At 64.1% G+C, this 25,360-nt stretch carries 28 protein-coding genes; 23 read left to right on the top strand and 5 right to left on the bottom strand.

Translation table 11 applies throughout. From position 1 onward, the window contains the following. Positions 1 to 18: 18 nt before the first annotated feature. The 8 genes from AC07SZ_RS08840 (at position 19) to AC07SZ_RS08805 (ending at position 5,860) form a co-directional block, all read left to right on the top strand. Positions 19 to 837: an ABC transporter permease gene (locus AC07SZ_RS08840; protein ID WP_065005346.1), complete on the top strand. Its 819-nt coding sequence runs from the start codon at positions 19 to 21 to the stop codon at positions 835 to 837. Further along, positions 834 to 1,601: an ABC transporter ATP-binding protein gene (locus tag AC07SZ_RS08835; protein WP_056571640.1), complete on the top strand. Its 768-nt coding sequence runs from the start codon at positions 834 to 836 to the stop codon at positions 1,599 to 1,601. Before AC07SZ_RS08840 ends, AC07SZ_RS08835 begins: the two co-directional genes overlap by 4 nt. Beyond that, on the top strand, positions 1,594 to 2,610 hold the full coding sequence (locus AC07SZ_RS08830; RefSeq protein WP_056572141.1) for an ABC transporter substrate-binding protein: 1,017 nt from the start codon (positions 1,594 to 1,596) through the stop codon (positions 2,608 to 2,610). The genes AC07SZ_RS08835 and AC07SZ_RS08830 overlap by 8 nt, the downstream gene beginning before the upstream one ends. A 230-nt stretch (positions 2,611 to 2,840) precedes the next feature. Then, positions 2,841 to 3,467 (top strand): methyltransferase family protein, encoded by a 627-nt coding sequence (locus AC07SZ_RS08825; RefSeq protein ID WP_244494092.1) that lies wholly within the window; start codon positions 2,841 to 2,843, stop codon positions 3,465 to 3,467. Positions 3,468 to 3,848: 381 nt separating this feature from the next. Further along, a complete protein-coding gene (locus AC07SZ_RS08820) occupies positions 3,849 to 4,451 on the top strand; it encodes a hypothetical protein (RefSeq protein ID WP_056571646.1) in 603 nt (200 codons plus the stop codon). Positions 4,452 to 4,749: 298 nt separating this feature from the next. Next, positions 4,750 to 4,914, top strand: coding sequence for a DUF3309 family protein (locus AC07SZ_RS08815; protein WP_064983672.1), 165 nt, complete (start codon positions 4,750 to 4,752; stop codon positions 4,912 to 4,914). Between the two features lie 272 nt (positions 4,915 to 5,186). Continuing rightward, the gene (locus AC07SZ_RS08810) at positions 5,187 to 5,378 is read left to right on the top strand and encodes a hypothetical protein (protein WP_155772452.1); all 192 of its coding nucleotides are present in this window, start codon (positions 5,187 to 5,189) and stop codon (positions 5,376 to 5,378) included. Then, positions 5,375 to 5,860 (top strand): pyridoxamine 5'-phosphate oxidase family protein, encoded by a 486-nt coding sequence (locus AC07SZ_RS08805; protein ID WP_056571655.1) that lies wholly within the window; start codon positions 5,375 to 5,377, stop codon positions 5,858 to 5,860. The genes AC07SZ_RS08810 and AC07SZ_RS08805 overlap by 4 nt, the downstream gene beginning before the upstream one ends. Positions 5,861 to 5,866: 6 nt before the next feature. Here AC07SZ_RS08805 and AC07SZ_RS08800 read toward each other — a convergent pair whose 3' ends face one another. The 3 genes from AC07SZ_RS08800 to AC07SZ_RS08790 all read right to left on the bottom strand — a co-directional run bounded on the left by AC07SZ_RS08800 (position 5,867) and on the right by AC07SZ_RS08790 (position 7,810). Beyond that, on the bottom strand, positions 5,867 to 6,937 hold the full coding sequence (locus AC07SZ_RS08800) for a sensor histidine kinase (protein WP_056571657.1): 1,071 nt from the start codon (positions 6,935 to 6,937) through the stop codon (positions 5,867 to 5,869). Positions 6,938 to 7,122: 185 nt separating this feature from the next. Beyond that, the gene (locus AC07SZ_RS08795; RefSeq protein ID WP_056571660.1) at positions 7,123 to 7,416 is read right to left on the bottom strand and encodes a hypothetical protein; all 294 of its coding nucleotides are present in this window, start codon (positions 7,414 to 7,416) and stop codon (positions 7,123 to 7,125) included. A 136-nt stretch (positions 7,417 to 7,552) separates the two neighbouring features. Further along, on the bottom strand, positions 7,553 to 7,810 hold the full coding sequence (locus AC07SZ_RS08790) for a hypothetical protein (protein ID WP_056571663.1): 258 nt from the start codon (positions 7,808 to 7,810) through the stop codon (positions 7,553 to 7,555). A 185-nt stretch (positions 7,811 to 7,995) separates the two neighbouring features. Between AC07SZ_RS08790 and AC07SZ_RS08785 the strand changes: the two genes are divergently transcribed. From AC07SZ_RS08785 to AC07SZ_RS08745, 9 genes are all read left to right on the top strand, one after another. After that, complete coding sequence (locus AC07SZ_RS08785; protein ID WP_056572142.1) at positions 7,996 to 8,721, top strand: GntR family transcriptional regulator; 726 nt, start codon at positions 7,996 to 7,998, stop codon at positions 8,719 to 8,721. Between the two features lie 3 nt (positions 8,722 to 8,724). After that, positions 8,725 to 9,774 (top strand): ADP-ribosylglycohydrolase family protein, encoded by a 1,050-nt coding sequence (locus AC07SZ_RS08780; protein ID WP_056571666.1) that lies wholly within the window; start codon positions 8,725 to 8,727, stop codon positions 9,772 to 9,774. After that, positions 9,771 to 10,748 (top strand): PfkB family carbohydrate kinase, encoded by a 978-nt coding sequence (locus tag AC07SZ_RS08775; RefSeq protein ID WP_056571669.1) that lies wholly within the window; start codon positions 9,771 to 9,773, stop codon positions 10,746 to 10,748. Before AC07SZ_RS08780 ends, AC07SZ_RS08775 begins: the two co-directional genes overlap by 4 nt. A 39-nt stretch (positions 10,749 to 10,787) precedes the next feature. Continuing rightward, positions 10,788 to 11,849 (top strand): ABC transporter substrate-binding protein, encoded by a 1,062-nt coding sequence (locus AC07SZ_RS08770; RefSeq protein ID WP_056571672.1) that lies wholly within the window; start codon positions 10,788 to 10,790, stop codon positions 11,847 to 11,849. Positions 11,850 to 11,915: 66 nt separating this feature from the next. Then, positions 11,916 to 12,779 carry an ABC transporter permease gene (locus AC07SZ_RS08765; protein ID WP_056571674.1) on the top strand — a complete coding sequence of 288 codons (864 nt, stop codon included), beginning with the start codon at positions 11,916 to 11,918 and terminating at the stop codon, positions 12,777 to 12,779. Next, complete coding sequence (locus tag AC07SZ_RS08760) at positions 12,779 to 13,567, top strand: ABC transporter permease (protein ID WP_056571677.1); 789 nt, start codon at positions 12,779 to 12,781, stop codon at positions 13,565 to 13,567. The genes AC07SZ_RS08765 and AC07SZ_RS08760 overlap by 1 nt, the downstream gene beginning before the upstream one ends. Then, on the top strand, positions 13,567 to 14,634 hold the full coding sequence (locus AC07SZ_RS08755) for an ABC transporter ATP-binding protein (protein ID WP_056571680.1): 1,068 nt from the start codon (positions 13,567 to 13,569) through the stop codon (positions 14,632 to 14,634). The genes AC07SZ_RS08760 and AC07SZ_RS08755 overlap by 1 nt, the downstream gene beginning before the upstream one ends. A 73-nt stretch (positions 14,635 to 14,707) precedes the next feature. Then, the gene (locus AC07SZ_RS08750) at positions 14,708 to 15,958 is read left to right on the top strand and encodes an aconitase X (RefSeq protein ID WP_494913972.1); all 1,251 of its coding nucleotides are present in this window, start codon (positions 14,708 to 14,710) and stop codon (positions 15,956 to 15,958) included. After that, entirely contained in the window at positions 15,955 to 16,407 is a 453-nt protein-coding gene (locus AC07SZ_RS08745; RefSeq protein WP_494913971.1) for an aconitase X swivel domain-containing protein, read from the top strand. Before AC07SZ_RS08750 ends, AC07SZ_RS08745 begins: the two co-directional genes overlap by 4 nt. Before the next feature lie 51 nt (positions 16,408 to 16,458). On the opposite strand, the gene AC07SZ_RS08740 is transcribed toward AC07SZ_RS08745, so the two are convergent. Both AC07SZ_RS08740 and AC07SZ_RS08735 read right to left on the bottom strand, forming a co-directional pair. Further along, positions 16,459 to 17,544, bottom strand: a complete 1,086-nt coding sequence (locus AC07SZ_RS08740) for an SIP domain-containing protein (RefSeq protein WP_494913970.1) — start codon at positions 17,542 to 17,544, stop codon at positions 16,459 to 16,461. Between the two features lie 2 nt (positions 17,545 to 17,546). Continuing rightward, positions 17,547 to 19,679 (bottom strand): TonB-dependent hemoglobin/transferrin/lactoferrin family receptor, encoded by a 2,133-nt coding sequence (locus tag AC07SZ_RS08735; RefSeq protein ID WP_494913969.1) that lies wholly within the window; start codon positions 19,677 to 19,679, stop codon positions 17,547 to 17,549. A 179-nt stretch (positions 19,680 to 19,858) separates the two neighbouring features. On the opposite strand from AC07SZ_RS08735, the gene AC07SZ_RS08730 reads away from it, so the two are divergent. The 6 genes from AC07SZ_RS08730 (at position 19,859) to AC07SZ_RS08705 (ending at position 25,357) form a co-directional block, all read left to right on the top strand. Further along, positions 19,859 to 20,800: a heme/hemin ABC transporter substrate-binding protein gene (locus AC07SZ_RS08730; RefSeq protein WP_494913968.1), complete on the top strand. Its 942-nt coding sequence runs from the start codon at positions 19,859 to 19,861 to the stop codon at positions 20,798 to 20,800. 238 nt (positions 20,801 to 21,038) lie between these two features. Next, entirely contained in the window at positions 21,039 to 21,635 is a 597-nt protein-coding gene (locus AC07SZ_RS08725) for a thioredoxin family protein (protein WP_494913967.1), read from the top strand. Between the two features lie 39 nt (positions 21,636 to 21,674). Beyond that, on the top strand, positions 21,675 to 23,300 hold the full coding sequence (locus tag AC07SZ_RS08720) for an FAD-binding protein (RefSeq protein ID WP_494913966.1): 1,626 nt from the start codon (positions 21,675 to 21,677) through the stop codon (positions 23,298 to 23,300). Further along, positions 23,297 to 23,623, top strand: a complete 327-nt coding sequence (locus AC07SZ_RS08715) for a 4Fe-4S binding protein (protein WP_494913965.1) — start codon at positions 23,297 to 23,299, stop codon at positions 23,621 to 23,623. The genes AC07SZ_RS08720 and AC07SZ_RS08715 overlap by 4 nt, the downstream gene beginning before the upstream one ends. A gap of 14 nt (positions 23,624 to 23,637) precedes the next feature. Continuing rightward, positions 23,638 to 24,474: an ABC transporter ATP-binding protein gene (locus AC07SZ_RS08710; RefSeq protein WP_494913964.1), complete on the top strand. Its 837-nt coding sequence runs from the start codon at positions 23,638 to 23,640 to the stop codon at positions 24,472 to 24,474. A 10-nt stretch (positions 24,475 to 24,484) separates the two neighbouring features. Further along, the gene (locus AC07SZ_RS08705) at positions 24,485 to 25,357 is read left to right on the top strand and encodes an ABC transporter permease (RefSeq protein WP_081294887.1); all 873 of its coding nucleotides are present in this window, start codon (positions 24,485 to 24,487) and stop codon (positions 25,355 to 25,357) included. Positions 25,358 to 25,360: the final 3 nt, after the last annotated feature.

The following is a 25,360-nucleotide window of genomic DNA, read 5'->3' as shown; positions in this document are numbered from 1 at the left end:
CGCGACCCGTCAAAGGTTATGCTCGTGGTCTCATCATCAGTGCCGCGCCCGATCGCGGCTTCCCTTGCCAAGGCTATACCCGCCGTCATCTCGGTCGGGTTGCTGCTCGTTGCGTGGGAGCTCTACGCCACCTATTCCGGCATCAAGCCGACGATCCTGCCCGCGCCGTCACGCGTCTTCGAACAGGCGCTGCTCAATCGCGAGGCGCTGGTCGACAACGCTATCCCCACCATCCGCGCCACGCTGATCGGCTTTGCCTGCTCGCTCAGTACCGCCTTTCTGCTGTCCATGCTGGTCGATTTCTTCCAGCCGCTGCGGCGCGCGCTGTTTCCTGTCTTCATCATCAGCCAGACCTTGCCGCTGGTGGCGATCGCGCCGCTGGTGGTGCTGTGGTTCGGCTTCGGGCTGACCCCGAAGATCATGCTGGTCGCGCTGGTCACCTTCTTTCCCATGCTGGTGGCTCTGGTGCAGGGCTACGAGGCGACCGAGGCAGAGATCGGCCAGATGCTGCGCGCCATGGGGGCAGGGCGCTGGCGCGTCTTCGTGCTGGCGCGGCTGCCTTCGGCGCTGCCCTATTTCTTCGCGGGCCTGCGGATCTCCATCACCTATGCGGTGGTCGGCGCCATCTTCGCCGAATATGCGGGTGCGGCGAAAGGGCTGGGCATCTACATGCTCAACGCCAAGAACAATTTCCGCCCCGACCTGGTGCTGGCCGCCGTCGGTGTCAGCGCCGCGCTGACGCTTGTCCTGTTCGGGCTGACGGCGCTCCTGCAGCGCCTTGCCATGCCGTGGGAACGGGCCGGCCGGCAGCCGGCGGGGAAGGGGGCGCGGAGATGAGCCGGCTCGAATTGCGGCATGTGCGCAAGGCATTCGACGAGCTCGACGTGCTCGCCGATATTTCGCTCAGCGTTGGCGCCGGCGAATTCGTCTCCATCCTTGGGCCTTCGGGTGCCGGCAAGTCGACGCTGTTCCAACTCCTGACAGGTGCCGAGCATGGCGGGGGCGAGATGTTGTTCGATGGCGCGCCGCTCGACGACCATGGCAGGCATTTTGCTTTCATGCCGCAGCGCGACGCGCTGATGCCGTGGCGGCGTATCATCGACAACACGACGCTCGGCCTGGAAGTGCAAGGCACCAGGCGCAAGGTGGCGCGGGCTCGCGTCGCGCCGCTGTTTGCCGAGTTCGGGCTTGCCGGCTTCGAGCGGCATTTTCCGGCACAGCTTTCGGGCGGCATGCGCCAGCGCGCGGCGCTTTTGCGCACGGTGGTGCAGGAGCGCGACATGCTTCTGCTCGACGAGCCGTTCGGCGCGCTCGACGCGCTGACCCGCGCGGCCATGCAGCGCTGGCTCGAGCAGATGTGGCGTCACCATCGCTGGACGGCGTTGCTGATCACGCACGATGTGCGCGAGGCCGTGTTCCTGTCCGACCGCATCTATGTGCTGTCGGCGCGCCCGGCCCGTGTGCTGCGTGAAATCAGGGTGCCGCTGCCGCGCCCGCGCGATCCGACCGGCGCCGCCGCGCGACAGGCCGGCGCACTCGAGGCCGAGATCCTCGACATCTTGCTCAACCCTCAACCATCCAAAGGACATGACCATGACTGACTTGACGCGCCGGCAGGCTTTGCTGCTCACCCTTGCCAGCGGTCTTCCGCTGGTTGGGGGATCGAGCCGCTCGCTTGCGGCAACGCAAAAAGTATCTGTCGCGCTGGACTGGACCGTCAACACCAACCACATCGGGCTGTTCGTCGCCCGCGACAAGGGATTTTACCGCGAGGCCGGCCTCGCGGCCGACATCCTGCCCTACAGCGACACCGGCGCCGGCACGCTGGTCGCCAACCGCGTTGCCGATTTCGGCATCAACGGCACCATCAGCCTTTTCACCCAGAGGACCGCCGGTGCCGACTTGAAGGCGGTCTATGCGGTGGTGCAGGCCGAAACCGGCCGCGTGGTCTTCAATGCGGCGCGCAGCGAGATCAAAAGCCCGAGGGACCTAGACGGCCTGACCTATGGCGGTTTCGGCAGCGCCTGGGAAAATGCGCTGATCTCGACCATCATCCGCCACGACGGTGGCAAGGGCAAGTTCGAGACGGTGACGCTCGGCACCTCCGCCTATGAGGCGCTGGCCAATGGCTCGGTCGACTTCACGCTGGAGGTCGCGACCTGGGAGGGCGTCGAGGCCGAACTCAAAGGCGTCAAGCAGCGCAGCTTCGTCTATGCCGATTATGGCGTGCCCGACGAGCACACGACGCTGATCTCGTCGAGCGAAGCATATCTCCAAGCAAACCCGGCACTGGCATCGGCCTTCGTCCAGGCAACGCGGCGCGGCTATCAGTTCGCCGTCGATCATCCGGAAGAAGCCGCCGCGCTGCTGATCGCCGCCAACAAGGATGCCCTGACCAATCCGTCGTTGATCGAGGCGTCGCTGAAAGTGCTGATCAACGGACACTATCTGCGCGCGGAAAACGGTGCCATCGGCACGATGGACCCGGTGAAGATGGGCGCGATCGGCGGCTATCTCTTCACCGCGGGCATTTTGCGAGACGCCGATGGCAAGGTTCTGACGCAACGTCCGGATTTCGCCAGGTATTTCGCAAATTCATATCTGGGTTGAGGCTGGATGCGCGTCAGCCGGTGCACTCGGTGCGCTATTGGTTGGCGTCGGGGCGCGTCTTTCTCCAGCCTTCTGGTCGATCCCGACAATCCCGATCCGATCTTGCCGGTTAACCGCCCGGCAATGGTTGCATGCAATGGTCCCTTCGAGGGATCATCGGGGTGCTTGGCTTGCTCACGTCAAAAAGTGAAACGCTTTCAAGCGCAGGCCGGAACGGGATCTTGTCCGACGTGCGCAAGCGCGAGATCCTTGCCGACCTGCGCGAAGGCTTCTTTCGTGCCTGCGCCCTGGCCTGCGCGGGGCTGTTCGTCTATCGCGGCCTCTACCAGGTCGTGGAGGATCCGACTCGGCTCAACGCCGCCTTGGTGGCGATTTCCGAGATACTCACCTTCACCTGGCTGCTCGTGTCGCGGCGTCCGGTGACGCGCGACTGGAATCCACTTACGGTCATCGTCTCGGTGAGCGCCAGTTTCGGGGTTGCATTGATCAGCCTTGAACCAGGCACGGCGCTCATTCCAGTCTATATCGCCGCGCCGCTGCAGTTCGCGGCGCTGTTATTCGTCATCTGGGGCAAGATATCGCTGGGCCGTTCCTTTGCCATCCTGCCCGGCAACCGTGGCGTGATGACGGGCGGCGCCTACCGTATCGTGCGGCACCCGATCTATGCCGGCTACCTTGCCGGCCACGTGCTCTACTTGCTGTCGGCCTTCTCCTTCCACAACCTCGCGGTCTATGCGGTCATCACCTATTTGCAACTGTATCGCATCCTGCGCGAGGAGGCCCTGCTGGCGGCCGAGCCGGAATATCGCGCCTACATGGAACGGGTGCACTACAGGCTGTTCTACCGGATATTCTGAGAGCAGGACTGTCGCTGAAGAGAGCCGATCCTGCCAGGACTGGGGATGGCTGGCAGCGCTTGCCCGGAGCGGTTCCTTGTTTCTGTCCTGATCGCTGAGTGATGTCCGATCTTCCGGTTTGACACGGAGCGACGCTTCCATGAAAAATCGTTTTTATTCCAAGATCAGCTGCTATATCGATAATTCGCGCTCTTTGACGTAGAATGTTTTTTACACGTGTATTATATTTTTATTCCTCTTATAATTTCTGCATTCTTGCAATAAACACCATCATCATCGCAAGTATGTGATGGTTTGAAACCTGCTCTCCTTTGTCACGTAGTTAAATCTGCAATCGGCTGTACGCCGACTGCCTTAGCGCAACGACAACAGGAGAGTGTTATGGCTTTTACCATCAAGACAGTCGCCAGTGTGTTGGCCGGTAGTGCAATCGTCCTCGTTCTTTCCTTGCCAGCGAATGCGGCAGGGCTAGGTGTCGGGGCCTCGGTGGGTGGTAGCGGCGGCGTCAATGCCGGTGTCGGTGCCTCCGTCGGTGGCGGCGGTGGCGTCAACGCCGGCGTCGGCGCTTCGGTTGGCGGGAGCGGCGGCGTCAATGCTGGTGCCGGTGCCAATGTCGGCGGCTCGAACGGCGTCAGCGCCGGATTGGGGGCCTCGGTCGGTGGAAGCAACGGCATCAATGCGGGGACCAGTGCGAATGTCGGCGGGACGGGTGGCGTTACCGCCGGGCTCGGCGCCAATGTTGGCGGCGCGAGCGGCGTCGGGGTCGGCATCGGCATCGGTGGAACCAATCCGACAACTCCGTCCAACCCGAGCAATCCGTCCAACCCGAGCAACCCGTCGAACCCGAGCCTCCCGGGTGTCGTAGCGCAGATGTCCGGCGGCCAGGTAGCGCGCATGAAGAAGCGCTGCGTCGACGTGCTCAGCAGCGCAGGCACCTATGACCGCGATCTGCGTCAACTCTGCCTGCTGATCGCCCGTCGTTGAGGCAAAGAGCGCCAGGGTCGGACGTGCGAAACCAGCCGTGAGGCTTTGACAGCACTCTCCTGGCCTTCGGCCGGTCGGAAGCCCGTCACTCAGGCGGGCTTCCTGCATGTCGAGCGCTTTCAATTTCCACCGGCACTTTATTGCCCGAGATTGCATTCGCCGGCGGAAATCATCTCCGTGCGGATGCCGTGCCCACTATAGCGCGGAACGGTAAGGCTGCTCGAACGTTCACGTCTTCGAAACGTCGCATGTGGCGATGTTAAAACCGGCGTGGCAGCGCCTACAGGAGCGGGAAACCATGAGCTTAGGCACCATACTCATCATCATCCTTGTCATCGCGCTGCTTGGCGGTTTCAGCGGGCTCGGCGGCGGACCGTTCTATGGGACTGGCTACTATGGTGGCGGCGGGCTCGGGCTCGTGCTGCTAATCATTATCATCCTTGTCGTGCTAGGGCGGATCTAGAGGCCCGCAAGCTTCGGATAATCGCGATCTTGTGACCAAGCCCAGGTCGGAGCGCACCGGATTGTGATGGAAGCAAGCCGGCTTGTGATCCCAAATTTTTCGCGACTATCGTATTGTGAATTCGGTCCACACCCCCCGTGGAAACAAGAGGAGAGGGTCCCACCCCTTCATCCTCCTCCAAGGCCCGCCCCGGCATCCCGGAGCGGGCTTTTGCATTGAAGCCGAAGGAACCGGCTTGCGTCGAGACTGTTGAGCTTGCGGAAGGCAGCCCGATGCCCGCAGCACTCAGAACCGCACTCTGCGAAATTCGCGATGATCTTCATGTCCCGGCGGATGGCGGCGCTGGCAAGCATGTCGAGACCATCCAGGAGATCGATGGGTTGATCGGCATAGCGGAAGCAGAGGCGATCAAGGTCGTACGCCGCATCGAGCGCGCGGCCCGAACAGGAAGAAGGATTGGATGAACATCAAGGAGATGACGCGGCAGGAGTGCGTCGCCCTTTTGAAGACGCAACGCATCGGTCGCCTGGCATGCGTGCGTGACCAGAAACCTTATGTGGTGCCGGTCCATTTCGCCTTTGGCGAGAATTCCATTTTCAGTTTCTCGCTTCCCGGCAGGAAAGTCGACTGGATGCGGGCCAATCCCCATGTCTGCCTTCAGGTCGACGATGTCGGCGGTGTCGATGGCTGGAGGAGTGTCGTGGTGGAAGGCCTGTTCGAGGAGTTGTCCAAAGCGCCTGATCCAGATGGCTGCATGACCGGCGTTGAAAGGATGATCGCTCCGGTCGATAGCGATCGCCGGCTTGCCTGGTCGCTTCTTGCCAAGCATGGGAATTGGTGGGAGCCTGGAGCGCTGAAGCCCGGCGATACTCTGGCGCTCTCGGGCAGCCATCTATTCTATCGGATCAGGATCGAGGCGATGTCGGGAAGGCAGGCCTCGTGGTAGCGGTTCCTACGCCGCGCGCGGCACTCGTGAAGTGAACGTTGCCCGGGTGACCGAGACGCTTGTGCCGTTGGTGTCGCTGACGGTTTCCACCTTGGCCTCCAGCTGTTTCACCAGTGCCTCGACGATCGCTGTTCCAAGTCCAGTACTCGGCAAGTCGTTGGCGACCTTGCCGACACCGTTGTCCGAAACGGTCAGTTTCCAATCGTTGCCCGCGGTCTCGAAGGTCACCTGGATAAGGGCGCCGGACTTTTCCTTGGGGAAGGCATATTTGATGGCGTTGAGCACCAGTTCAGTGATGATCAACCCAAGGCTGACCGCCTTTTGTGAATCCATTCTGCCGCCTTCGGCCATGACAGCGACCGTGATGGGCTGGGCTTCGCCGATCATCGACGAGGCGAGGCTGCTGCACAATTTCGGAAGGTAGGAGCCAACATCGATCTCGTCGACGCCAACCGAGGTATGAAGATGGCGTTGCACCTCTGCCACGGACAACACGCGCTGGTGGGCATCCTTGAGATGCTGACGCGTCTCTTCCGACGTGACCGAGCGTGCCTTCAGCAACAGGATGCTGGCGATGATCTGCAGGCTGTTGGCAACCCGGTGCTCCATCTCGCGCAGCAGCACGTCCTTCTGGTGAAGAAGATCCTCGGTGCGGCGCAGCAATTCTTCCTTTTCCCGTTCGATGACACGGCGGGCGGTAATGTCATTGAAGGCGAGAAGGATGGTTACGGCCGGGCTGTGGTCGTAAAGCACCTTGCGGGCGTTGAGCAGCATGGTGCGGCGGCCGATCCGCGGGAAATCATGCTCCACCTCGAAGCCGTCCATGGCGACTTTCTCGGGAATGATCGTCTCCAGCAGCAAGCGAAGTGCCGGAATGTCCCACTGACCATCGCCTAGCGCATAGAGCAGCGAGCCCTGGGTCTGCGCGGGGTCGACCTCGAATGTCTTGTAGAAGGAGCGGCTGGCGGCCAGCACGCGAAACTGCTCGTCCAGCACCAGGAATGGTTCGGTGATGGTGTTGACGATCGCCTGCGCCAGCGTCTGCGCGTCTTCGATGTTCGCAATGGGTTGAAACATGGGGCAAGCCAGACGAGCGGCGTTTTGCCTCTCCAGGCAAGGGCCTTACACCTTTGCCCGGCCATTGTCGCGAAGTAAATCACCAGCCACGATGACGTGATGTCCCACGTATCGCTGAAAAGGCGGACACTCGGCCCGCCTTCTTCCGGCTGTTCGATTTCGGCATGCGCCCAAATCGTGACTGGTCAGTTTGCGCCGCCGAGTTGCTTGGTCATCTTGCAGAAATTGTCATGCGACTTGGCAATGGCCTTGTCGCTGCATTCCTTCATCATGCCTGCGCGGTCTTCTTCCTTCATGGCCATCCAGGCGGCCTTGAATTCCTTTTCGGATTTCATCGTCTTCATGCCTGAGTCCGTGTAGAAGGGTGCCATCTTCTCCGGATTGTCGAGCGCGGAGGTGTTGCCCCCCGAAGCGGCCAACGCCGAGCCAGTCATCATAGCAAGCGCCATCGCGCCCATCGTGAGCATCTTGAAGTTCATCTGGGAATTCCTCTCTGTCGAGGTCATTGGAATAAACGACCTGAAGACAAACGGGATTGAGAGAAAACAGTTCCTTGAGGTGAACGAATATTAAAATCAGATTTTATTCCTTCTGGGCTGCCTGGGCGCTACCGGATTATTCCATGTCCGGGACGTCGCCGCTGGCAAACAGCGTGGTCGGCGGGCCGTAGTCCCCAAGGGTCGGGTCGGCATCCCGGCTCCAGGCGATCACGCCGGCGTGTTTAACCGCCAAAGCCCTGGCCGTGCGTATGGCGCGGTCTTCGCTTTGCTGGTCGGCGGGGCCGAAGGCTGGAAACAGGTCCCCGTCCTCGCCGCGATCGAACGCAATCACGACGATCAGCTTGGGATTCTTATGCTCTGTTGAATGGGACATGGTGCTCCTTCGACGCGCGAACCTATCACAGTGTCGGGCCCAGTGGTCGGTTGTCCGGCTCTCCACCACATTTTCCGGGGCCGGGAACTCGCTGCCTTCTCCATCTGCCCTCGGCACCGCATTGACACGCGTTTTGTGACCATATATTGAACAGGATTATACAGGTTCACTGAACAGGTATGAATATGAAGCGGCGCGCGGTTCAACTGTCTCCCGGCACGGGCAAGCCCGAGCAGATCGCGACCGTTCTGGAACATGAAATCCGTTCCGGCCTGCTCGGCTTCGGCGACCGCCTGCAAAGCGAAAACGAACTCGTCCAGCGCTTCTCCGTCAGTCGCAACACGGTCCGCAAGGGCCTCGAGGAACTGTCCAGCCGCGGGCTGATCACCACCAAGGTCGGCATCGGCTCCTTCGTCACCTTCGACGGCAAGCCGGTCGACGACGCCATCGGCTGGTCGCGGGCGCTGGCCAATGCTGGCGCCAATGCCGAGACCAGGACGCTGCGGCTGGAAGTCATCGAAGACGTGGATCTGGCAGCCTTGCTTGGCATCGAAAGCCCGTTCTTCATCGCTGTCGACCGGGTGCGTACCAACGCCAGCGATGGCCATGCGATTTCCATCGAGCGCAGCCGCCTGCCGCTGTCGCCGGAGCTTGAGGACGTGCCGCTGCGCGGCCTGCGTGAGGGATCGCTGCACCAGACGTTGCGCGGCGCCGGCCTGATCCCCGACCATGGCGAGGAATGGGTGGGTATCGAGATGCTCAACGCCGAGGACGCCGCCATTCTGGGCTGCCCCCAAGGTACACCCTTCCTGCGCGGCCGCCGGCTGACGCGTGCGGCCGACGACCGGCCGATCGAATATGTCACCAGCCTGCTCAATCCCGCGCATTTCGCGCTGCATATGAGGTTCTGAGCGATGCCGGACGACACCACACTTGATCGCGCCATGGGCGCGCTTGTCGGCGGAGCGCTGGGAGACGCGCTCGGCATGCCGACGCAGCTTTTGTCGCCGGCGCGCATTGCCGAACTCTACGGCCATGTCGAGGATTTCATCGCGCCCTTCGCCGATCATCCGGTATCGAAGGGGCTCGCGGCCGGCACCATCACCGACGATACGGAACAGGCGCTGCTGCTTGGCCGCATCCTGGTTGTTTCAGGCGAGCGCTTCGACCATGCGCGCTGGGTCAACGCGCTGCTCGACTGGGAGCGCGAGGTCAAGGCGCGCGGCAGCTACGATCTCCTGGGACCATCGACCAAGCGCGCCATCGACGCCATCAACAATGGCGTGCCGGCCGAGGAGGCGGGACGTAGCGGCGACACCAATGGGGCGGCGATGCGCATCGCGCCGGTCGGCATCATGATGCCGCTGGAACCGCTCGATGCATTCGTCGCCAAGGTGGCCGAGACCTGCCGGGCGACGCACAACACCTCGATAGCCATAGCGTCGGCTGCCGCCGTCGCGGCCGCCGTCAGCCACGGCGTTTCCGGCGGCGACTGGCGCGCCGCATCCGACAGCGGCGTCGCGGCGGCGAGGCGAGGGGCGACGCTTGGCCATTGGGTGACCGGCGGCGACATCGCGGCGCGTATCGTCTGGGCGCAGGATCTGGTGCGCGGCAAGGTGATGAGGGATGCGATCCGGCTGATCACCGATCTGGTCGGCACCGGCGTTGCCAGCCAGGAATCCGTTCCCGCGGCCTTCGCTGTGCTGGAAGTCGCCGATGGTGACCCATGGCAAGCGGCGGTCATCAGCGCCAATCTCGGCGGCGACACCGACACGATCGGCGCCATCGCGGCCGGCATGGCCGGCGCCTGCACCGGCTTTTCACGGCTGCCAAGGGAACGCGTCGCCGGCCTCAGGGGGATCGACATGACGGATGTTCGCGCGCTTGCCGCCGATCTTGTCGCTGCGCGGACGTCCAAAGGCCTTGCACCAAAAGCCGGTTCCGGCAAGGACGCCGCGGCATGAGCGGGCGTCTCGTCCATATCGGTAGCGCGGTGGTCGACTATGTCTACCGCATCGACGCCTTGCCGGCGCCAGGCACTGAGAAGACGGCATCCAGCTACGCGCAGGTCGCAGGCGGCGGCTTCAACATGATGGTCGCGGCCACCCGCACCGGGATGACAGTGGTGTTTGGCGGCCAACTCGGCAGCGGGCCGAATGGCGATTTCCTGCGCGCCGCCTTCGCCGCCGAGGGCATCGAAACACTGACGCCGCCATCGCCTGTGATGGACAGCGGCAATTGCGTCGCCATGATCTCGAGCGATGCCGAACGCACTTTCGTGTCATGGCCCGGTGCGGAGAGCATTCTCAACCTCGACATGATGGCGCCGGTATCAGTAGCGCCGGGAGACTGGGTGTTCACCTCGGGCTATACGCTGAGCTACCCGGGCAGCCGCAAAGCACTCGCCGACTGGATCGAGGCGCTGCCGGAAAACATTCCCTTTGTCTTCGACCCGACGCCCGTCATTTCAGACATTCCACGCCCGATCCTGGCGCGTGTGCTGGCCCGCTCGGCATGGCTGAGCTGCAACATGGCGGAAGCCGCCGAGATCGCCGGCCAGGGCGATGTCGAGACCCTCGCGGCGCGGCTTCTCGCCGATCATTGTCCAAGGGCGGCCGGTGTCGTGATCCGCTCCGGCGCCAAGGGCTGCCATGTCAGGCTGGCCGGCGGTTCGGCGCAAACCGTTGCCGGTTTCAAGGTCGATGCCGTCGACACCAATGGCGCCGGCGATGCCCATATCGGCGCTTTCGTCAGCGCGCTGGCGCGGGGTGCACATCCTTTCGAGGCGGCGCGCTACGCCAATGCGGCGGCGGCCATTTCGGTGACCCGTCATGGCGGCTCATCGGCGCCGAACGATGCCGAAATCCAGACTTTCCTGAGCCAGGCCGCCGCGACCGGCGCGCCGGGCCAGAACCAGAAGGCCCATCAGACAGCCTGACAAGCCCCGCCAAGCGGGCAAACAAAGAGAGGAACCAACATGCGCATGCCAAGACTGACTGCTCTCTTGACGGCGACGGCCGTCTTCACCACCGCGCTCACGCTGGCCGCCAGTGCCGCCGAAGTGCATGTGCTCAACTGGAAAGGCTACGGCGCCGACGAGCCATGGGCCGTCGCGGCCTTCGAGAAGGCGACCGGCAACAAGGTCGTCAACGACTTCTTCAATTCCGAACAGGAAATGCTGACCAAGATCCGGACCAATCCCGGCCTCTACGACGTCGTCATGATCAACGCTGCCTTCAACGACCAGGCGATGGCGGAAAAGCTGATCCAGCCGATCGATGTGTCGAAGCTGCCGAACTATGCCGACATCAGCAAGGACAAGGCCGGTTCGCCGATGCTCGACCATGACGGCAAGGTCTATGGCGTGCCGTGGGTGTGGGGCCTGACCGCGCTCGCCATCAACGAAAAGTCCTTCGACAAGCCGCCGACGTCGATCGCCGAAATGTGGGATCCCGCGCACAAGGGCCGCGTCGTCATTCGCGACGACGCCGTCGAGGCGGTGCAGTTCGGCGCCATCGCCACCGGCCAGAACATCAACGACATCAAGGATATGGATGCGGTCAAGACGAAGCTCACCTCGCTGATGCCGCAGATCAAGACCTTCTGGAGCTCGGAGAACGACTGGAACCAGATGGTCGCCTCCAACCAGATCGACATCGGCACCTACTGGAGCGGCTCGGCCGACCGCGCCAAGACGCACTTCAAGCTGCCGGTTTCCCTGGTCATTCCGCAGGAGGGCGCCGTCGCCTGGCTGGATGCCTTCTCCATTCCCGTCGGCTCCAAGAACGTCGAGGGTGCGCAGGCCTTCATCAACTGGATGATCGACCCGAAATTCTATGTCGAATGGGTCACCAAGGTCGGCGCCCCGGTCTCCGCCAACACCAAGGCGGTGGACGCTCTGCCCGAGGATGCCTTCAACCGCAAGGTGATGGGCGATCCAGAGGTCGCCAAGCGCATCCAGTTCCAGGCGCCGATCACCGACGCGCAGCGCGAGGCTTACCTGGCGCTCTGGCAGCAGCTCAAGGTCGACGTGAAGTAGGTCTACGTCCGGACCAGCCGTCGGTTCGCGCCGGCTGGTCCCTCAATCCTGGGGAGGAGGCTTATCATGGCAGCGCAGGGTGCGCCGCGCAGCGGGCTGAGATCGGCCCTGCCGCTGCTGGCGCCGGCCTATCTCTGGCTGACGGTGGCGATCTTCCTGCCGCTCTCTGCCATGGTCTTCTTCTCCTTCATGACCGACCTGCCGCTGACGGGGAAGCCTTGGGCTTTCACGCTTGGCAACTATGCCGCCTTCTTCTCGCAGAGCCTCTATCTGACGCTGCTGCTCGCTTCGCTCAGGCTCGGCCTGGAAGTGACGCTATGGTGCATCCTCATCGGCTATCCCGCCGCCTATGTGCTGGCCAAGGTGCTGAAAGGCCGCAGCCGCGAGGCGATCTTCCTGCTGGTCATCCTGCCGTTCTGGTCGAACGGGCTGGTGCGGATATTCTCCTGGGCGATGGTGCTGCGCGAGGGTGGCATCCTCGATACGGCGCTCAACGCCGTCCTGCCGTTCAAGATCAACATCGATCTGATGTATTCCTATCCCGCCGTCATCATCGGCCTTGTGCACTCCTACGTGCCCTACATGGTGCTGACCTGTTATCTCACCTTGCAGGCGATCGACGATTCGCTGATCGAGGCCGGTCGTTCGCTCGGCGCCTCGCGGCTGCAGGTGCTCAAGCGCGTGATCATCCCGCTGTCGATGCCCGGTCTGGTGGCGGGGGCCGCGCTCATCTTCGTTCCCGTCGTCGGCTCGTTCATGGAGCCGCGCATCCTTGGCGGGCGCACCGGCACCTTCTACGGCACGGTGATCGAGGACCAGTTCGTCGCCGTGTTCAACTGGCCGCTGGGTGCCGCGCTGTCCTTCATCCTGCTGGCGGTCGTGCTGGTCATCCTGGCGATCGCCTCGCCTGTGTTGCGGAGGGCCGCTTGATGATGACGACCCGCATCCTCGAATGGTTCGGCCGGATCTATATCTTCCTGCTGCTCGCCTTCCTCTATCTGCCGATCATCATCATGGCGTTGATGTCGTTCAACGTCTCGCCCTTTTACCAACTGCCGTTCGAGTGGACGACGGAATGGTATGCCTCGCTGTGGCAGAACGACCAGCTGATCGCGGCCACGTGGAACAGCCTGGAGATCGCAATCATCACCACGCTCATCAGCGTCGTGCTCGGCTCGGCGGCGTCGCTGGCGCTTTTTCGCTATGATTTCCGCGGCAAGAAGGTGCTGCAGGCGCTGCTGTTTCCACCGATCGCCATTCCGTGGCTGATCACCGGCACGGCGATGCTGATCTTCTTCTTCGGCGTCGGCATCGGGCGGGGCCTGTTCGCCATCCTGCTCGGCCATGTCGCGCTGGCGCTGCCCTATGTCATCGTCGTCGTCTCGGCCCGGCTGCAGACTTTCGCGCCGGAACTGGAAGAGGCGGCACGCTCGCTCGGCGCCAACCAGTGGCAGGTGACCAATCGCGTCACGCTGCCCTGGATCATGCCGGGCGTCATCGCCGGTGGGCTGTTTGCATTTGCCGTGTCGTTCGACCAGTTCGTCGTTTCCTACTTCCTCTCGACACCCGGCCAGACGACGCTGCCGGTCGAAATCTACGCCGCGATCCGCAAAGGTTTCACGCCTGAGATCAACGCGGTCTCGACCATCATCATTGTCGTGTCCATGGCGCTCATGCTGCTCACGGCGCGCTTCTTCAAATTCGGCGGAGAGAAATAATGGCTGGCGTCCAGGTCGCGAACGTCTCCCGCAGCTTCGGCGCGCACAAGGCGCTGGACAATGTCTCCATCGATTTCGCCGATGGCGGCTTCTACGCGCTGCTCGGACCATCGGGCAGCGGCAAGACCACGCTGCTCAGGCAAATCGCCGGTTTCGATTTTCCCGACAGCGGCCGTATTTCCATCGGCGGCGAGAGCGTCGAGCGCGTGCCGGTCGAAAAGCGCCGCATCGGCATGGTGTTCCAGAACTACGCGCTGTTTCCCAATATGAGCGTCGCCGACAATGTCGCCTTCGGCCTGTCGGTGCGCGGTGAGGCCAAGGCGGTGATTGCCACCGAAGTGCAGCGCGCGCTCGACCTCGTGCAACTCGGCAAGCTCGGCGGCCGCCGCCCGCACCAGCTTTCCGGCGGCCAGCGCCAGCGTGTCGCGCTTGCCCGCGCCATCGTCACCAAGCCGCGTGTGCTTCTGCTGGACGAGCCATTGGGCGCGCTCGACAAGGCGCTGCGCGTCGACATGCAGATTGAGCTGAAGCGTATCCAGCGCGAGATCGGCATCACCACCATCTTCGTCACCCACGACCAGGAAGAAGCGCTGACAATGAGCGACCGCATCGGCATATTGCGCGACGGCCGCCTGGTACAGGAGGGGCCGCCGGAGGAAATCTACGACCGGCCGAAAAGCGAGTTCGCCGCCACCTTCCTCGGCGACGCAAACATCTTTCGCGGCGACTCGACCGGCAACGGCATCCGGCTGCCGGACGGCACGGCGATCGCCGCCGGCGTGGGCGCAACGCTTGCCGCCGGCGCCAAGGCGAGCTGCGCCGTGCGGCCCGAGCGAATTCGCATTGCCACGGATGGCGGGGCGTCCGATGCGGCCAATGCGAACATGCTGAAGGGTCAGGTCTCCAAGCGCATCTTCGCCGGCAACAACAGCACCTACTTTGTCGAGCGCGCCGGCCAGACGTTGAAGGTCATCGTGCAGAACACCGGCGCTGAGAGGCTGGCGGAGGGTCAGGATGTGGTGCTGCGCTGGTCGCCGGAAAGCACGGTGCTGATCGCGGCGAGCTGATCCTCGTTCTGGCTCTTGCCAGACAGCGGGCAATAAGGAACAGCATAGCCCGGCATAAGTCCGGAGCATTCCGATGACGCTTGAACTGACCGCGCAGGACCGATCCATGCTCGACGGCGAGCAAGGCCCATCCGCGGCCGCCGCCATGAAAATCCTCGTCGCCTTTTCCAACGCGATCGGCGCGCGTGGCCTGCTCGACATTTCGGGTGCCCATATCGATGGCTGCCTCTATCACGGCAAGGCCGGGCTCGACTTCGTCGAACGGCTGGTCGAGGGCGGCGGGCGCGTGCAGGTGCCGACGACGCTCAATGTCGGCTCGTTCGATCTCATCCATCCGGGCATGGTGAAGATGCCGGCGGCCGAGGAGGTGCCGGCGCGGCGGCTGATGAAGGCGCATCTGGAACTCGGCTGCCAGGCGACCTTCACCTGTGCGCCCTATCAGACGCGCTTCCGGCCCGAATTCGGCCAGCAGATCGCCTGGGGCGAATCCAACGCCATCGTTTTCGCCAATTCGGTGATCGGCGCGCGCACCAACCGCTATGGCGATTTCATCGATCTGTGCTGCGCCATGACCGGGCGCGCGCCAGCCTGGGGCCTGCATCTGAGCGAGAACCGGCGTGGTCGCATCCTGTTCAAGTTGAACATCGCCGAGGCCGAACCAGGCGACAGCCTGTTCGTCGGCGTCGGGCTGGTCATCGGTCAGGCCAGTGGCGACCGCATTCCGGTCATATCGGGCCTGCCGAAGCCACGCGACGAGGATCAGTTGAAGGCGCTGGGCGCGGCCGCCGCGACGACGGGCGCCGTGGCGCTGTTCCATGCGGTCGGCATCACGCCGGAAGCGGGGACGCTCGACGAAGCGTTGCACGGCCAGGCGCCGGAAGAGACGATCATCGTCACCCGCGCCGATATCGATGATGCGCTGGCCAGGCTGTCGACGGTGCCGGACGGAGCGCCGCTGGCGGCGGTGTCGCTGGGCACGCCGCATTTCTCGCATGAGGAATGGATGCGCCTGTTGCCGGTGCTGCGCGAGGCAGCACCGGGCAAGGGCATTCCGATCTATGTCAACACCGGGCGCGCGACGCTGACGCGGCTGCAGGAAGAAGGCGCGCTTGCCGGCATGGAGGCGTTCGGCCTGATCCCGGTCGCCGACACCTGCACCTATGTCACCACGATTCTCGAGCGGCTCGACGGTGTGGTGATGACCAACTCCGGCAAATGGGCGCATTACGCGCCGGGCAATATCGGCGTGACCGTCGCCTTCGCCGACATGAGGGATTGCATCCGCTCCGCCGCGGTCGGGCATGTCGTGAGGGGTGGTTCATGACGCGATCGGCTGCAAGTGGAGTTGTCGAATGGCCGGGCGCTTTCCAACTCGCCGGCGAGGCCGAAGGCCTGGCTTTGGTGTTTTCGCAGCCTCTCAGTTTCTGGGGCGGCATCGACGCCGAGACCGGCGAGATCATCGATCACTCGCATCCTGGCCTTGGCCAGAACGTGGCCGGCAAGATCCTGATCATGCCGGGCGGGCGGGGGTCGTCGTCGTCCTCCTCGGTGCTAGCCGAAGCGATCCGTCGTGGCACGGCGCCGGCCGGCATTGTTCTGGAGCGGCCGGACCCGATCCTGGCGGTTGGCGCCATCGTGGCGGAGTTTCTCTACGACATCCATATGCCGCTGGTGGTGTGTGACATTGCTGAGATTGTTCCTGGTGACCGGATTGCTATCGCTATCGGGCCGGATGGCGGGGCGATCGTCAGCAGGGTCCGAGAAAATCGTTGAAAGTCAGCGCCAACGCTTGTCAGCTTACTGCCATCAGACAGACCTCAAATCTCACCCAGCCATCAGCCCCGCGGCCCCGCGCCGCCAATAGGCCGCTGCCAGCGTCCGGTCCCGGCCCAACCCCAGCGTGTCGCGCCAATATTCGCGCACGATCCTGGCGGCACCGGCTTCCGCCGCGAACCAGCCGAAGGTCGAGCCGTCCTGTGGCCATGCCACCGAGCGGACGGCCTCGGCGAGCAGCTTGTCCTCGCCCGCCGGCACGCCGTCCCTTGTCAGCCAGTGCAGTTCGATGCCCGTGGCGTTGTCGATCTCCTGCTTCTCGCGCTCGTCGGCGACTTCGACAAAGGCGACGCCCCTGGTTTGCGCCGGCAGCGTTTCCAGCAGCCGCGCCAGCGCGGGAAGACCGGTTTCGTCCGATCCCATGACGTACCACTCAGCCTGCCGCACCGGACGGCCGACCGGTCCCATGATGCCGACCTTCATCCCGGCCGCAGCCTGCGTGGCCCAGGCGGAGCCGACGCTGTCACCGGGGTGGACGAGGAAATCGACATCCATGATGCCCCTGGCGACGTCTAGCGCGCGGATGGTGTAGACGCGCGCCACCGGGCGCCGGTCGTCAGCGGGCCAGGCCGGCAGGCCATTGTCGCCGAGCATCGGCCACAGCGGATCGGGCACTTCCCCGGTTGGGAACAGCATGCGGATATGCATGCCGCCGAACTTGGCGAAACGACCGAGGTCCTGGCCGGCAAGACGGATGCGGCGCATATGCGGGGTGAGGTCACGAACCTCTCTTACCGTCATCTCGCGGAACTGGGCGAGGCTGGTTTCGCCAGAGAGATCGCCGGTCCAGACGATCTCCGGGTTTTCCTCCCTGGCGTAGACCTGGACCGCCGTGGCGAGCAGGTCCTTGATGCGGGCGAGCCCGTCGCGGTCGGGCGCGTTGGCCCGCATCACCAACTGCTCCATGTCGATGGAGGCACCGCCAAAGACGAAGCGGAAATCGATGCGCCGGCCATCATGCGAGGCATCGGCCTCGAAGCTCCGCAGCCTGTCGCTGATGCTGTCCATGTAGTCCGGCAGGCGCTTCAGGTTGAGCCGCGCCTCGCAGGCAAGTTCATGCATCGATGCTTCGCTCATTGTCATCCTCCGATCCTGCCGGTGAGGGCCAGCTTGAAGGTGCGGCCCTTGCCCTGTTCCGTTGCAGCCGTGGTCGACCATGCGCTTTGCGGGTCGGTGTAGGCGGTGTTGAAGACGTTATCGACGCCGAAATCGAGCTTGAGATTGTCGTTGATGGTCCAGTTGGCGAAGACATTGACGAGGTCGAAACCGTCATCGACCACCGGCACGGCGTTGGGATTGGTGCGGCTGGTGCGGGTGATCTTGCCGACGCTGAGATATTGCGCGCCAATGGTGAGCTGATCCTCCAGCATGCGCAAGCCGATCGTGGCCGAGAAGCGGTCGAGCGGCGTGTTGTTCAAGGCCTGGCCGGAATAGACGCCGCTGACGACCTTGGCGTCGATCAGCGCGCCTGCGAGGTTCACGAAACCCCAGTTATGGTCGTAGACCATCTCGGCCTCGACACCCCTGAGGCGCGCGTCGCCGATGTTGATTGCCGTGCGCGGCAGGACGGTGAGGTCGACGTCGATGTAGTCCTCGACATCGGTTTGGAAGACGTTGACCTTGGCGCGCAGCCGGTCGCCCGCCGTCAGCACATCGTCGTACTTCACGTTGATACCGGCCTCCCAGTTCTTCGCCGTTTCGGGCTGCAGCAGGAGATTGGGCCGGTAGGAGTCGGCCCCGCCATGCGCGCCGCCGCCACGGAAGACATCCTGCAGGCCCGGTGCCCGGTAGCCTTCGGAGTAGGTGCCGTAGAGCTGGAAGCCTTCGAACGGCGTGACACCGACGGTCAGGCGCGGCGACCAGCGGTCGCCGGAGATCGACGCCTGTTCCGGCGGCACCGAGCGGGTCTCGCCATCGAGCTGGTAGCCGTCATAGCGCAGGGCCGTGATCACCTGCAGCCAGTTCTCGTAGTCGCCCTGCCATTGCAGGAAGCCGCCATAGCCCTGCTGTTCACCGGCGCCGAAATGCGCGGCTTCAGACGAGGCCTCGAGATAATAATAGTCGAGCCCATAGGTCAGCGTGTGGGCGATGCCCCAGGCGTGGAAGCGCGAGGAGTTCTTCACGTTGAAGCCTGATGTCGCGACATCATAGAAGCGGAAATTGCCGATCGCCGAGGTGGGCCAGACCTGCGTCTGCTCGGCGCGGGTGCGGTTGTGATAGGCGTTGGCGCTGAGGTCGATCAGGTCGTTGTCGTCAGGCTTCCAGCTGTAGGCGGCGGTGTAGGTCTGGTTGGTGGTGTTGGTGTCGTAGCGGCTCAGTGTCGGCGAGGTCGAGCCGCTCGAACCGGTGATCTGGTCGTTGTAGCGCTGCAGGATGGCGCCGAGCTTCAGCTCATGGCCGTCGGCCGGACGCAGCGTCGTCTTCATATAACCGCTTGTCACGCGCTCGCCGATCCATGGCACGGTGTCGCCATTGCCGTCGGTGTAGCTGTCGCGGTCGCGATAGATGAGGTTGCCGATGATGTCGGCATCCTCGCTGAATCGGTAAGCGCCGGTGGTACTGGTGGTGAAGCCGTCGCCATTGTCTTCATAGCCGAGCTTCTCGCTCAGGGCCCAACTCTCCCGCGGCTTGAGAAAATCGCCGGCGTCCTTGGTCTCGAAGGAGACGACGCCACCGATGCCGCCGGAACCATAGGCGTTCGACACCGGGCCGCGAATGACGGTGGCTTCCTTGATCAGGTCGGGTTCGACATAGGACGAGCCGGAGCCATGGCCGACGCGCCAGTAATCCTGGCGGGCGCCATCCAGCGTGACGACAACGCGGCCATACTGTTCCAGCCCGCGAATGTTGATGGCGGTCGCCGGGTCGTCGCCATTCATCGAGGCGGCGACGCCGGGCGTGGCGCGGAAAATGTCGGCGGCGGTGTCGGGCTGGATGCGGTCGAGCTCATCCTGGCCGACGGCGCTGATGGCGGCCATCGATTCGATGACGGCGGTCTTGATCATCGTCGCCGAGATGGTGATCACGTCGAGCATGGTCGCGGGCTGGCTCTGCCTGGCACTGGCCGGCGCCAGGCGGTCGCTCTTGGCGGCCGCCTTTTTCTCCTGTTCCTGTTCCTGTTCCTGCGCATTGGCGAAAGGCACGGCGCAGAGGCCGAGTACGAAGGCGAGCGCGGTGCTGGCCATCAAGGTCGTGTTTGTTGTCGTTGTCATGCAAGCCCCAAGCAAATGCAAACTGCTGGCGGTGGCTGAACGGCCCTGGCTGGCATGATTGGAATCCCTCGACCAAACGGTCCGGGCAGAGGTCACATATTAAAACATGATGACATTAGTCAACTTTAAATTTATAGGCCAAGCCAATCATCGAGAAGGCAAATGGACAGGAGTGAACGATGCAGGGCAGCGTAGGCGAGGGCAGGCGGAGTCCATGGTTCCAGCCGGGCAGGATCCTGGCGGTGCTGTTTCTGGTGCTGTCGGTGCTGGCACCGTCCTGCGGCTTCAAGGCGCTGGCCGCCGAGAGCGTTGTCGATGCGCTGGGACGAACTGTCGCGCCGGGGCCGGCAACGAGAATCCTGACGCTTGGCTCCGATGTCACCGAGATCGTCCATGTGCTTGGCGCCGGCGAGCGCATCATCGCGGTCGACCGGGGCAGCAAGTATCCGCCCGAGGTGACCGAGAAGCCCAATGTCGGCTATCGCCGCCAGCTTTCGGTGGAAGGGCTGGCGGGCCTGCGTCCCGATCTGATCCTGGCGGCCGAGGACAGCGGGCCGCCGGAAGCGGTGGAGGTGCTGAAGTCGCTGGCGATCCCGATCGTCTTCGTCCCGCAGGACAACACGCCAGAAGGCATCGAACGCAAGATCACGCTGATTGCCGCCGCGCTCGGGCTCGAGGACAAGGGCAGGGCGGTTTCCGCCGAGGTGCTCGCCGCCTTCCAGGCCGCCGCCGAGCTGTCCGCGAAAATCCCGCTGGAGCGGCGCAAGAAAGTGGTGTTCTTCCATGGGCTGGTGAAGTTGAGCGCCGCCGGCGCCGGCACCTCGGCCGACGCCATCATCCGTTATGCCGGCGGCCTCAATCCGATGGATGTCGTGCAAGGCTACAAGGCCGCCTCGGAAGAGAAACTGGTGGAGATGGCGCCCGATGTGATCCTGATGATGAGCGACGGCAAGGGCGGGCCGACGCCGGAGCAGGTCTTCTCAAACCGCGCGCTGGCGGCTACGCCAGCGGCGGCCAACAAGGCGCTGATCGTGCTCGACGGCGCCTACATGATCGGCTTTGGCCCGCGTACATCGGATGCGATCCGCGACCTGGCGAAGGCGCTTTATCCGGAAGGGTGATACCGGCACCAACCCTTGATCCGCAGATGACGCCTCATTCGCCGAATTTCTCCGGATTGGCTGCTTCCCGCACAAACTTGCCGGTCCGGCCTGGAACATTGGCACGATATTCTAGTCCTTGCGGTTGACCGTAAACGCGTTCTCCAGCCTATAATTCTACTAAATTCATAGACTAACTGTGGGCGCCCAGCGCGCCTGTGGCATGGCCCGTGAAACAGGTGGAAAAGGGAGCGCATCGATGCCGAAGACAGAATCCAATCCGATCGAGCTTGGCACCAAGGCGGCGGACTTCCTGTTGCCCGACGCGCAGGGCGTATTGCACCGGCTGGCCGATTTCGACGCCAGGCCGGCCCTGCTCGTCGCCTTCATCTCCAACCGCTGCCCTTTCGTCGTGCTGATCCGCGAGCAACTCGCCGCCTTCGCCAGGGATTATGCGGCCAAGGGGCTGCAGGTGGTGGCGATCAACGCCAACGACCATGAGGCGCACCCCGAGGAGACGCTCGCCCGCATAGGTGAGGAAGTCGAGAAATTCGGTTATTCCTTCCCCTATCTCAAGGACGCCTCGCAGCAGGCGGCCAAGGCCTATGGCGCGGCCTGCACGCCCGACTTCTTCCTGTTCGGCGCCGATCGCCGGCTGGCCTATCACGGCCAGTTCGACGATGCGCGGCCGGGCAATGGCAAGCCGGTAACGGGTGCGGATCTGCGCGTCGCGGTCGATACGGTGCTGGAGGGCGGCAGGCCCGCGGCCGATCAGGTGCCGTCGATCGGCTGCAACATCAAATGGAGCGCCGGCAATGAGCCGGTGTGGTTCGCGGGCGCGGCCCGTGCCGCCTGAAGCGGCCGCGGCCTGCCTTGAATCGATATCCGAGTAGCCATGCCCCAGCCACAACGATCCGTGTCCGACAGCTTGCATCTACAGGCCGATGTGCTGGTGCTCGGCGGCGGGCCGTCCGCGGCCTGGGCGGCGGTCGCGGCGGCTGAGAGCGGCGCGAAGGTTGTGCTGGCCGACAAGGGCTATCTCGGCACCAGCGGCGCCACCGCGCCGTCCAACACAGGCACATGGTGCGTGCCGCCGGGCGACAACAGGCATGCCGTGGTCGAGCGGCGCTGGCAGCGCACCGGCGAGCTCGCCGACCAGCGCTGGATGCTGCGCTGCGTCGACACCGCCTACCGCAATCTGCTCAGGCTTTCCGAATGGGGCTATCCCTTCCCCAGCGAGGAGGACGGCCGGCTCTACATCGCCAATCTGCGCGGTCCCGACTACATGCGCTTCATGCGCCGCCGCGTGCTTCTGGCCGGCGTCACCGTGCTCGACCATCACCCGGCACTCGAACTGCTTTCGGACAGCGATGCCATCGTCGGCGCCGCCGGCGTTGCCCGGCAGAAGGGCCATGACTGGCGCGTCGATGCCAATGCAGTGGTGCTGGCGACCGGCGGCTGCGCTTTCCGCGAGCGCATCCTCGGCGGCACCGGCCTGACCGGTGACGGCTATCTGATGGCGGCGGAGGCCGGAGCCAGCCTGTCGGGCATGGAGTTCACCGGCAAATACACGCTGGCACCGTACGGCTCCTCGCTCAACAAGGGGTTGCCGTTCCGCTGGGCCTCGTTCCATCGCGAGGATGGTTCGCCGATCCTCGGGCCGACAGGCGAGCCGTTGCGCAACGGCATTGGCGACCGCGAGGAAGAAGTGGCGCGCGCGCTGATCGATGGTCCGGTCTATGCGCGGCTCGACCAGGCCGAGCCGGCGCTGCAGGGCTGGCTGCGCCAGGGCCAGCCGAATTGCTTCGTGCCCTACGACCGCGCCGGCATCGACCCGTTCACCGAGCTGTTCCGTATCACCTTGCGCGCCGAAGGCACGGTGCGCGGCACGGGCGGCGTCGACATCGTCTCCGACGATTGCGCCACCGGCGTGCCCGGCCTCTATGTAGCCGGTGACGCGGCCAGCCGCGAAATCATGACCGGCGCGGTTTCCGGCGGCGGCGCCGTCAACTCATCCTGGGCGCTGGCCAGCGGCTGGTGGGCGGGCAAGGGCGCCTCGATCCATGCCAAGCGTCGCGGCGGCAAGGCGTTTCGCGGCATCGTGCAATCGCTCGGCCAGGCCGGCTTGAGGCCGGCAGCATCGCCGCGCGCCGACATTGCGGCAGGTGAGGTGATCGACGCCGTGCGCAACGAGGTGACGCCGCTCGAGGGGAATTTCTTCCGCAGCGGTGCCGGTCTCGATAAAAGCCGGGAGCGGCTGGAGAGCGTCTGGCGCGATGTGCGCGACCATCTGCAGGGCGAGGGGCTGGATCGGGTCCGCACACGCGAGGCGGCATCGATCGCCGCGACCGGGCGCTGGTCGGTGGCTGCCGCGCTGCATCGCGCCGAAAGCCGCGGCATGCACCGCCGCACCGATGTGCCTGGCAAGAGCCCTGATTTGGCGCACCGGCTGGTGATCACCGGCGTCGACGCGTTCCGCATTGCCGGCGCGCCGGAGCGGCTCGCGGAGCTGGCTTCATGATCGAGATCGTCTCCGCCACGCGCTGCATCGAGTGCGACATCTGCGTCAAGGTATGCCCGACCAATGTCTTCGACGCGACTGACAACGGCGCCCCCATTATCGCGCGCCAGGACGACTGCCAGACCTGCTTCCTGTGTGAGATCTATTGCCCGACCGACGCGCTTTACGTGGCCGAATTCGCCGAAGGGCCGACCGGCATCAGCGAGGCGGAAGTCGAGGAGCGGCTTCTGTTCGGCTCCTATGCCCGTGCGCTCGGCTGGAAGCGCGGCAAGGCCGGCGGCTCGGAATTCGACCCGACGCACCGCATCCGCGTGGCGCAATAGGAGGCGACAAGATCATGGACCGCATCGTCGTCAGCGACATCAAGAAAACCTTCCAGCTCAAGCCGGGGCAGTTCGTCACCGTCGACGGTGAGGCGACCGATCGCGTCACCGTGCTCGACGGCGTCGATCTGTCCATCCGCAGGGGCGAGTTCATCACTCTGGTCGGGCCGAGCGGCTCCGGCAAATCGGTGCTGCTCGACATCATCGGCGGGTTGACGCAGGCGACTGCCGGGAACGTCCGGCTGGACGGAAGGCGGATCACCAGGCCTGATCCCAAGACTGGCTACGTCTTCCAGCAGTATGCGCTGTTCCCCTGGCGCACGGCGCTGGCCAACATCGAATACGCGCTGGAGGTGCGCGGCGTCGCCAAGGCGGAGCGTACGGCCACCGCCCGTCACCTGCTGTCGCTGTTCGGTCTTGCCGGCTTCGAGGACCGTTTCCCAAACCAGTTGTCCGGCGGCATGCAGCAACGCGTGGCAATCGCGCGGGCGCTGGCCAGCAACCCTGAAGTGCTGTTGATGGATGAGCCCTTCGCCGCTCTCGACCAGCAGACGCGCGAACTGCTGCAGGGCGAACTGCTCAGGATCTGGGGCAAGATCAAGACGACGATCATTTTCGTCACCCACTCCATCGACGAGGCGATCTTCCTCGCCGACCGGGTGGTGGTGATGACCGCGCGGCCAGGCGCGGTCAAGGAGATCATCGACATCGACCTGCCGAGGCCACGCGACGGCGACATCCGCGCCAGCACCGCCTTCAACGATTACCGCGCCCGCGTCTGGGACGTGCTGCGCGACGAGGTCAACAAGGCACAGAAGGACTGGACGCTGTCGCCAGCCTTCAGCCATTGAGGAGCTAGCCATGGCCTACCTGACCGAAAAGCTTGGCCCCGCCATCGGTTTTCGCGGCGTTGCCGGGGCGGCGCCAAGGGCTGGCCGCGCCGCCAAGGCCCGAAGGAAGAGCGCGCATTTCGGCACTTTCGTCTACGGCTTGCCGCTGCTCGGCCTGTTCTTCCTGCTGTGGGAGATCGCGCCGCGGCTCGGCTGGCTCAACCGCATCTTCTTTCCGCCGCTGAGCGAGGTGATGGTGGCGTGGTGGAACCTGCTCGCCTCGGGCGTGCTGATCGAACATATCGGCATCAGCCTGCAGCGCGCCGCGATCGGTTTCGCGCTCGGCGTGGTGGTGGCCATTCCGCTCGGCCTCTTGATGGGACGCTATGCGCTGTTCGAGAAGGTCAGCGACCTCCTGGTGCAGACGCTGCGCAACACCTCGCAATTCGCGCTGCTGCCGGTGTTCATTCTTTTGCTCGGCATTGGCGAGGAATCGAAGGTGGCCATCACCTTCTACTCCTCGGTGTTCTTCCTGCTGGTCAACACGATCAGCGGCGTCAAATCGGTCGATCCGCTGCTGATCAAGGCGGCACGCTCGATGGGCACGTCCGACTTCGACCTGTTCCGCAAAGTCATCCTGCCGGCCAGCATTCCCTCGATCGTCGCCGGCGCGCGGCTGGCGGTCAAATCCTCGCTGTTCGCTGTCATCGGCGCCGAGATGCTGGCGGCCAAATCCGGCCTCGGCTTCCTCATCCAGAACTCGCAGCTGATGATGGAGACGGGCGACATGTATGCCGGCATCCTGACGCTCACCGTCATCGGGCTGACCGTCAACTACCTGCTCGTCTGGTTCGAGCGCTGGGCGACCGCCTGGAAAGGCCAGTCCGAGTCTTCGCTCATTTAAGCC

The sequence above is a fragment of the Mesorhizobium sp. GW821-FHT07A06 genome (genome assembly GCF_059419085.1).
The sequence above is the reverse complement of the archived record's forward strand: the minus strand, read 5'-3'. Positions and strand labels throughout refer to the sequence as shown.

Excerpts from the sequence above, each read along its gene's own strand:
- AC07SZ_RS08720 (WP_494913966.1), top strand. The coding sequence starts at position 21,675 with ATGCCCCAGCCACAACGATCCGTGTCCGACAGCTTGCATCTACAGGCC.
- AC07SZ_RS08705 (WP_081294887.1), top strand. The coding sequence starts at position 24,485 with ATGGCCTACCTGACCGAAAAGCTTGGCCCCGCCATCGGTTTTCGCGGC.
- AC07SZ_RS08820 (WP_056571646.1), top strand. The coding sequence starts at position 3,849 with ATGGCTTTTACCATCAAGACAGTCGCCAGTGTGTTGGCCGGTAGTGCA.
- AC07SZ_RS08745 (WP_494913971.1), top strand. The coding sequence starts at position 15,955 with ATGACGCGATCGGCTGCAAGTGGAGTTGTCGAATGGCCGGGCGCTTTC.
- AC07SZ_RS08840 (WP_065005346.1), top strand. The coding sequence starts at position 19 with ATGCTCGTGGTCTCATCATCAGTGCCGCGCCCGATCGCGGCTTCCCTT.
- AC07SZ_RS08755 (WP_056571680.1), top strand. The coding sequence starts at position 13,567 with ATGGCTGGCGTCCAGGTCGCGAACGTCTCCCGCAGCTTCGGCGCGCAC.
- AC07SZ_RS08775 (WP_056571669.1), top strand. The coding sequence starts at position 9,771 with ATGAGCGGGCGTCTCGTCCATATCGGTAGCGCGGTGGTCGACTATGTC.
- AC07SZ_RS08790 (WP_056571663.1), bottom strand. The coding sequence starts at position 7,810 with ATGTCCCATTCAACAGAGCATAAGAATCCCAAGCTGATCGTCGTGATT.
- AC07SZ_RS08740 (WP_494913970.1), bottom strand. The coding sequence starts at position 17,544 with ATGAGCGAAGCATCGATGCATGAACTTGCCTGCGAGGCGCGGCTCAAC.
- AC07SZ_RS08795 (WP_056571660.1), bottom strand. The coding sequence starts at position 7,416 with ATGAACTTCAAGATGCTCACGATGGGCGCGATGGCGCTTGCTATGATG.
- AC07SZ_RS08730 (WP_494913968.1), top strand. The coding sequence starts at position 19,859 with ATGCAGGGCAGCGTAGGCGAGGGCAGGCGGAGTCCATGGTTCCAGCCG.
- AC07SZ_RS08770 (WP_056571672.1), top strand. The coding sequence starts at position 10,788 with ATGCGCATGCCAAGACTGACTGCTCTCTTGACGGCGACGGCCGTCTTC.
- AC07SZ_RS08810 (WP_155772452.1), top strand. The coding sequence starts at position 5,187 with ATGCCCGCAGCACTCAGAACCGCACTCTGCGAAATTCGCGATGATCTT.
- AC07SZ_RS08735 (WP_494913969.1), bottom strand. The coding sequence starts at position 19,679 with ATGACAACGACAACAAACACGACCTTGATGGCCAGCACCGCGCTCGCC.
- AC07SZ_RS08725 (WP_494913967.1), top strand. The coding sequence starts at position 21,039 with ATGCCGAAGACAGAATCCAATCCGATCGAGCTTGGCACCAAGGCGGCG.
- AC07SZ_RS08830 (WP_056572141.1), top strand. The coding sequence starts at position 1,594 with ATGACTGACTTGACGCGCCGGCAGGCTTTGCTGCTCACCCTTGCCAGC.
- AC07SZ_RS08760 (WP_056571677.1), top strand. The coding sequence starts at position 12,779 with ATGATGACGACCCGCATCCTCGAATGGTTCGGCCGGATCTATATCTTC.
- AC07SZ_RS08835 (WP_056571640.1), top strand. The coding sequence starts at position 834 with ATGAGCCGGCTCGAATTGCGGCATGTGCGCAAGGCATTCGACGAGCTC.
- AC07SZ_RS08805 (WP_056571655.1), top strand. The coding sequence starts at position 5,375 with ATGAACATCAAGGAGATGACGCGGCAGGAGTGCGTCGCCCTTTTGAAG.
- AC07SZ_RS08765 (WP_056571674.1), top strand. The coding sequence starts at position 11,916 with ATGGCAGCGCAGGGTGCGCCGCGCAGCGGGCTGAGATCGGCCCTGCCG.
- AC07SZ_RS08710 (WP_494913964.1), top strand. The coding sequence starts at position 23,638 with ATGGACCGCATCGTCGTCAGCGACATCAAGAAAACCTTCCAGCTCAAG.
- AC07SZ_RS08785 (WP_056572142.1), top strand. The coding sequence starts at position 7,996 with ATGAAGCGGCGCGCGGTTCAACTGTCTCCCGGCACGGGCAAGCCCGAG.
- AC07SZ_RS08815 (WP_064983672.1), top strand. The coding sequence starts at position 4,750 with ATGAGCTTAGGCACCATACTCATCATCATCCTTGTCATCGCGCTGCTT.
- AC07SZ_RS08800 (WP_056571657.1), bottom strand. The coding sequence starts at position 6,937 with ATGTTTCAACCCATTGCGAACATCGAAGACGCGCAGACGCTGGCGCAG.
- AC07SZ_RS08750 (WP_494913972.1), top strand. The coding sequence starts at position 14,708 with ATGACGCTTGAACTGACCGCGCAGGACCGATCCATGCTCGACGGCGAG.
- AC07SZ_RS08780 (WP_056571666.1), top strand. The coding sequence starts at position 8,725 with ATGCCGGACGACACCACACTTGATCGCGCCATGGGCGCGCTTGTCGGC.
- AC07SZ_RS08715 (WP_494913965.1), top strand. The coding sequence starts at position 23,297 with ATGATCGAGATCGTCTCCGCCACGCGCTGCATCGAGTGCGACATCTGC.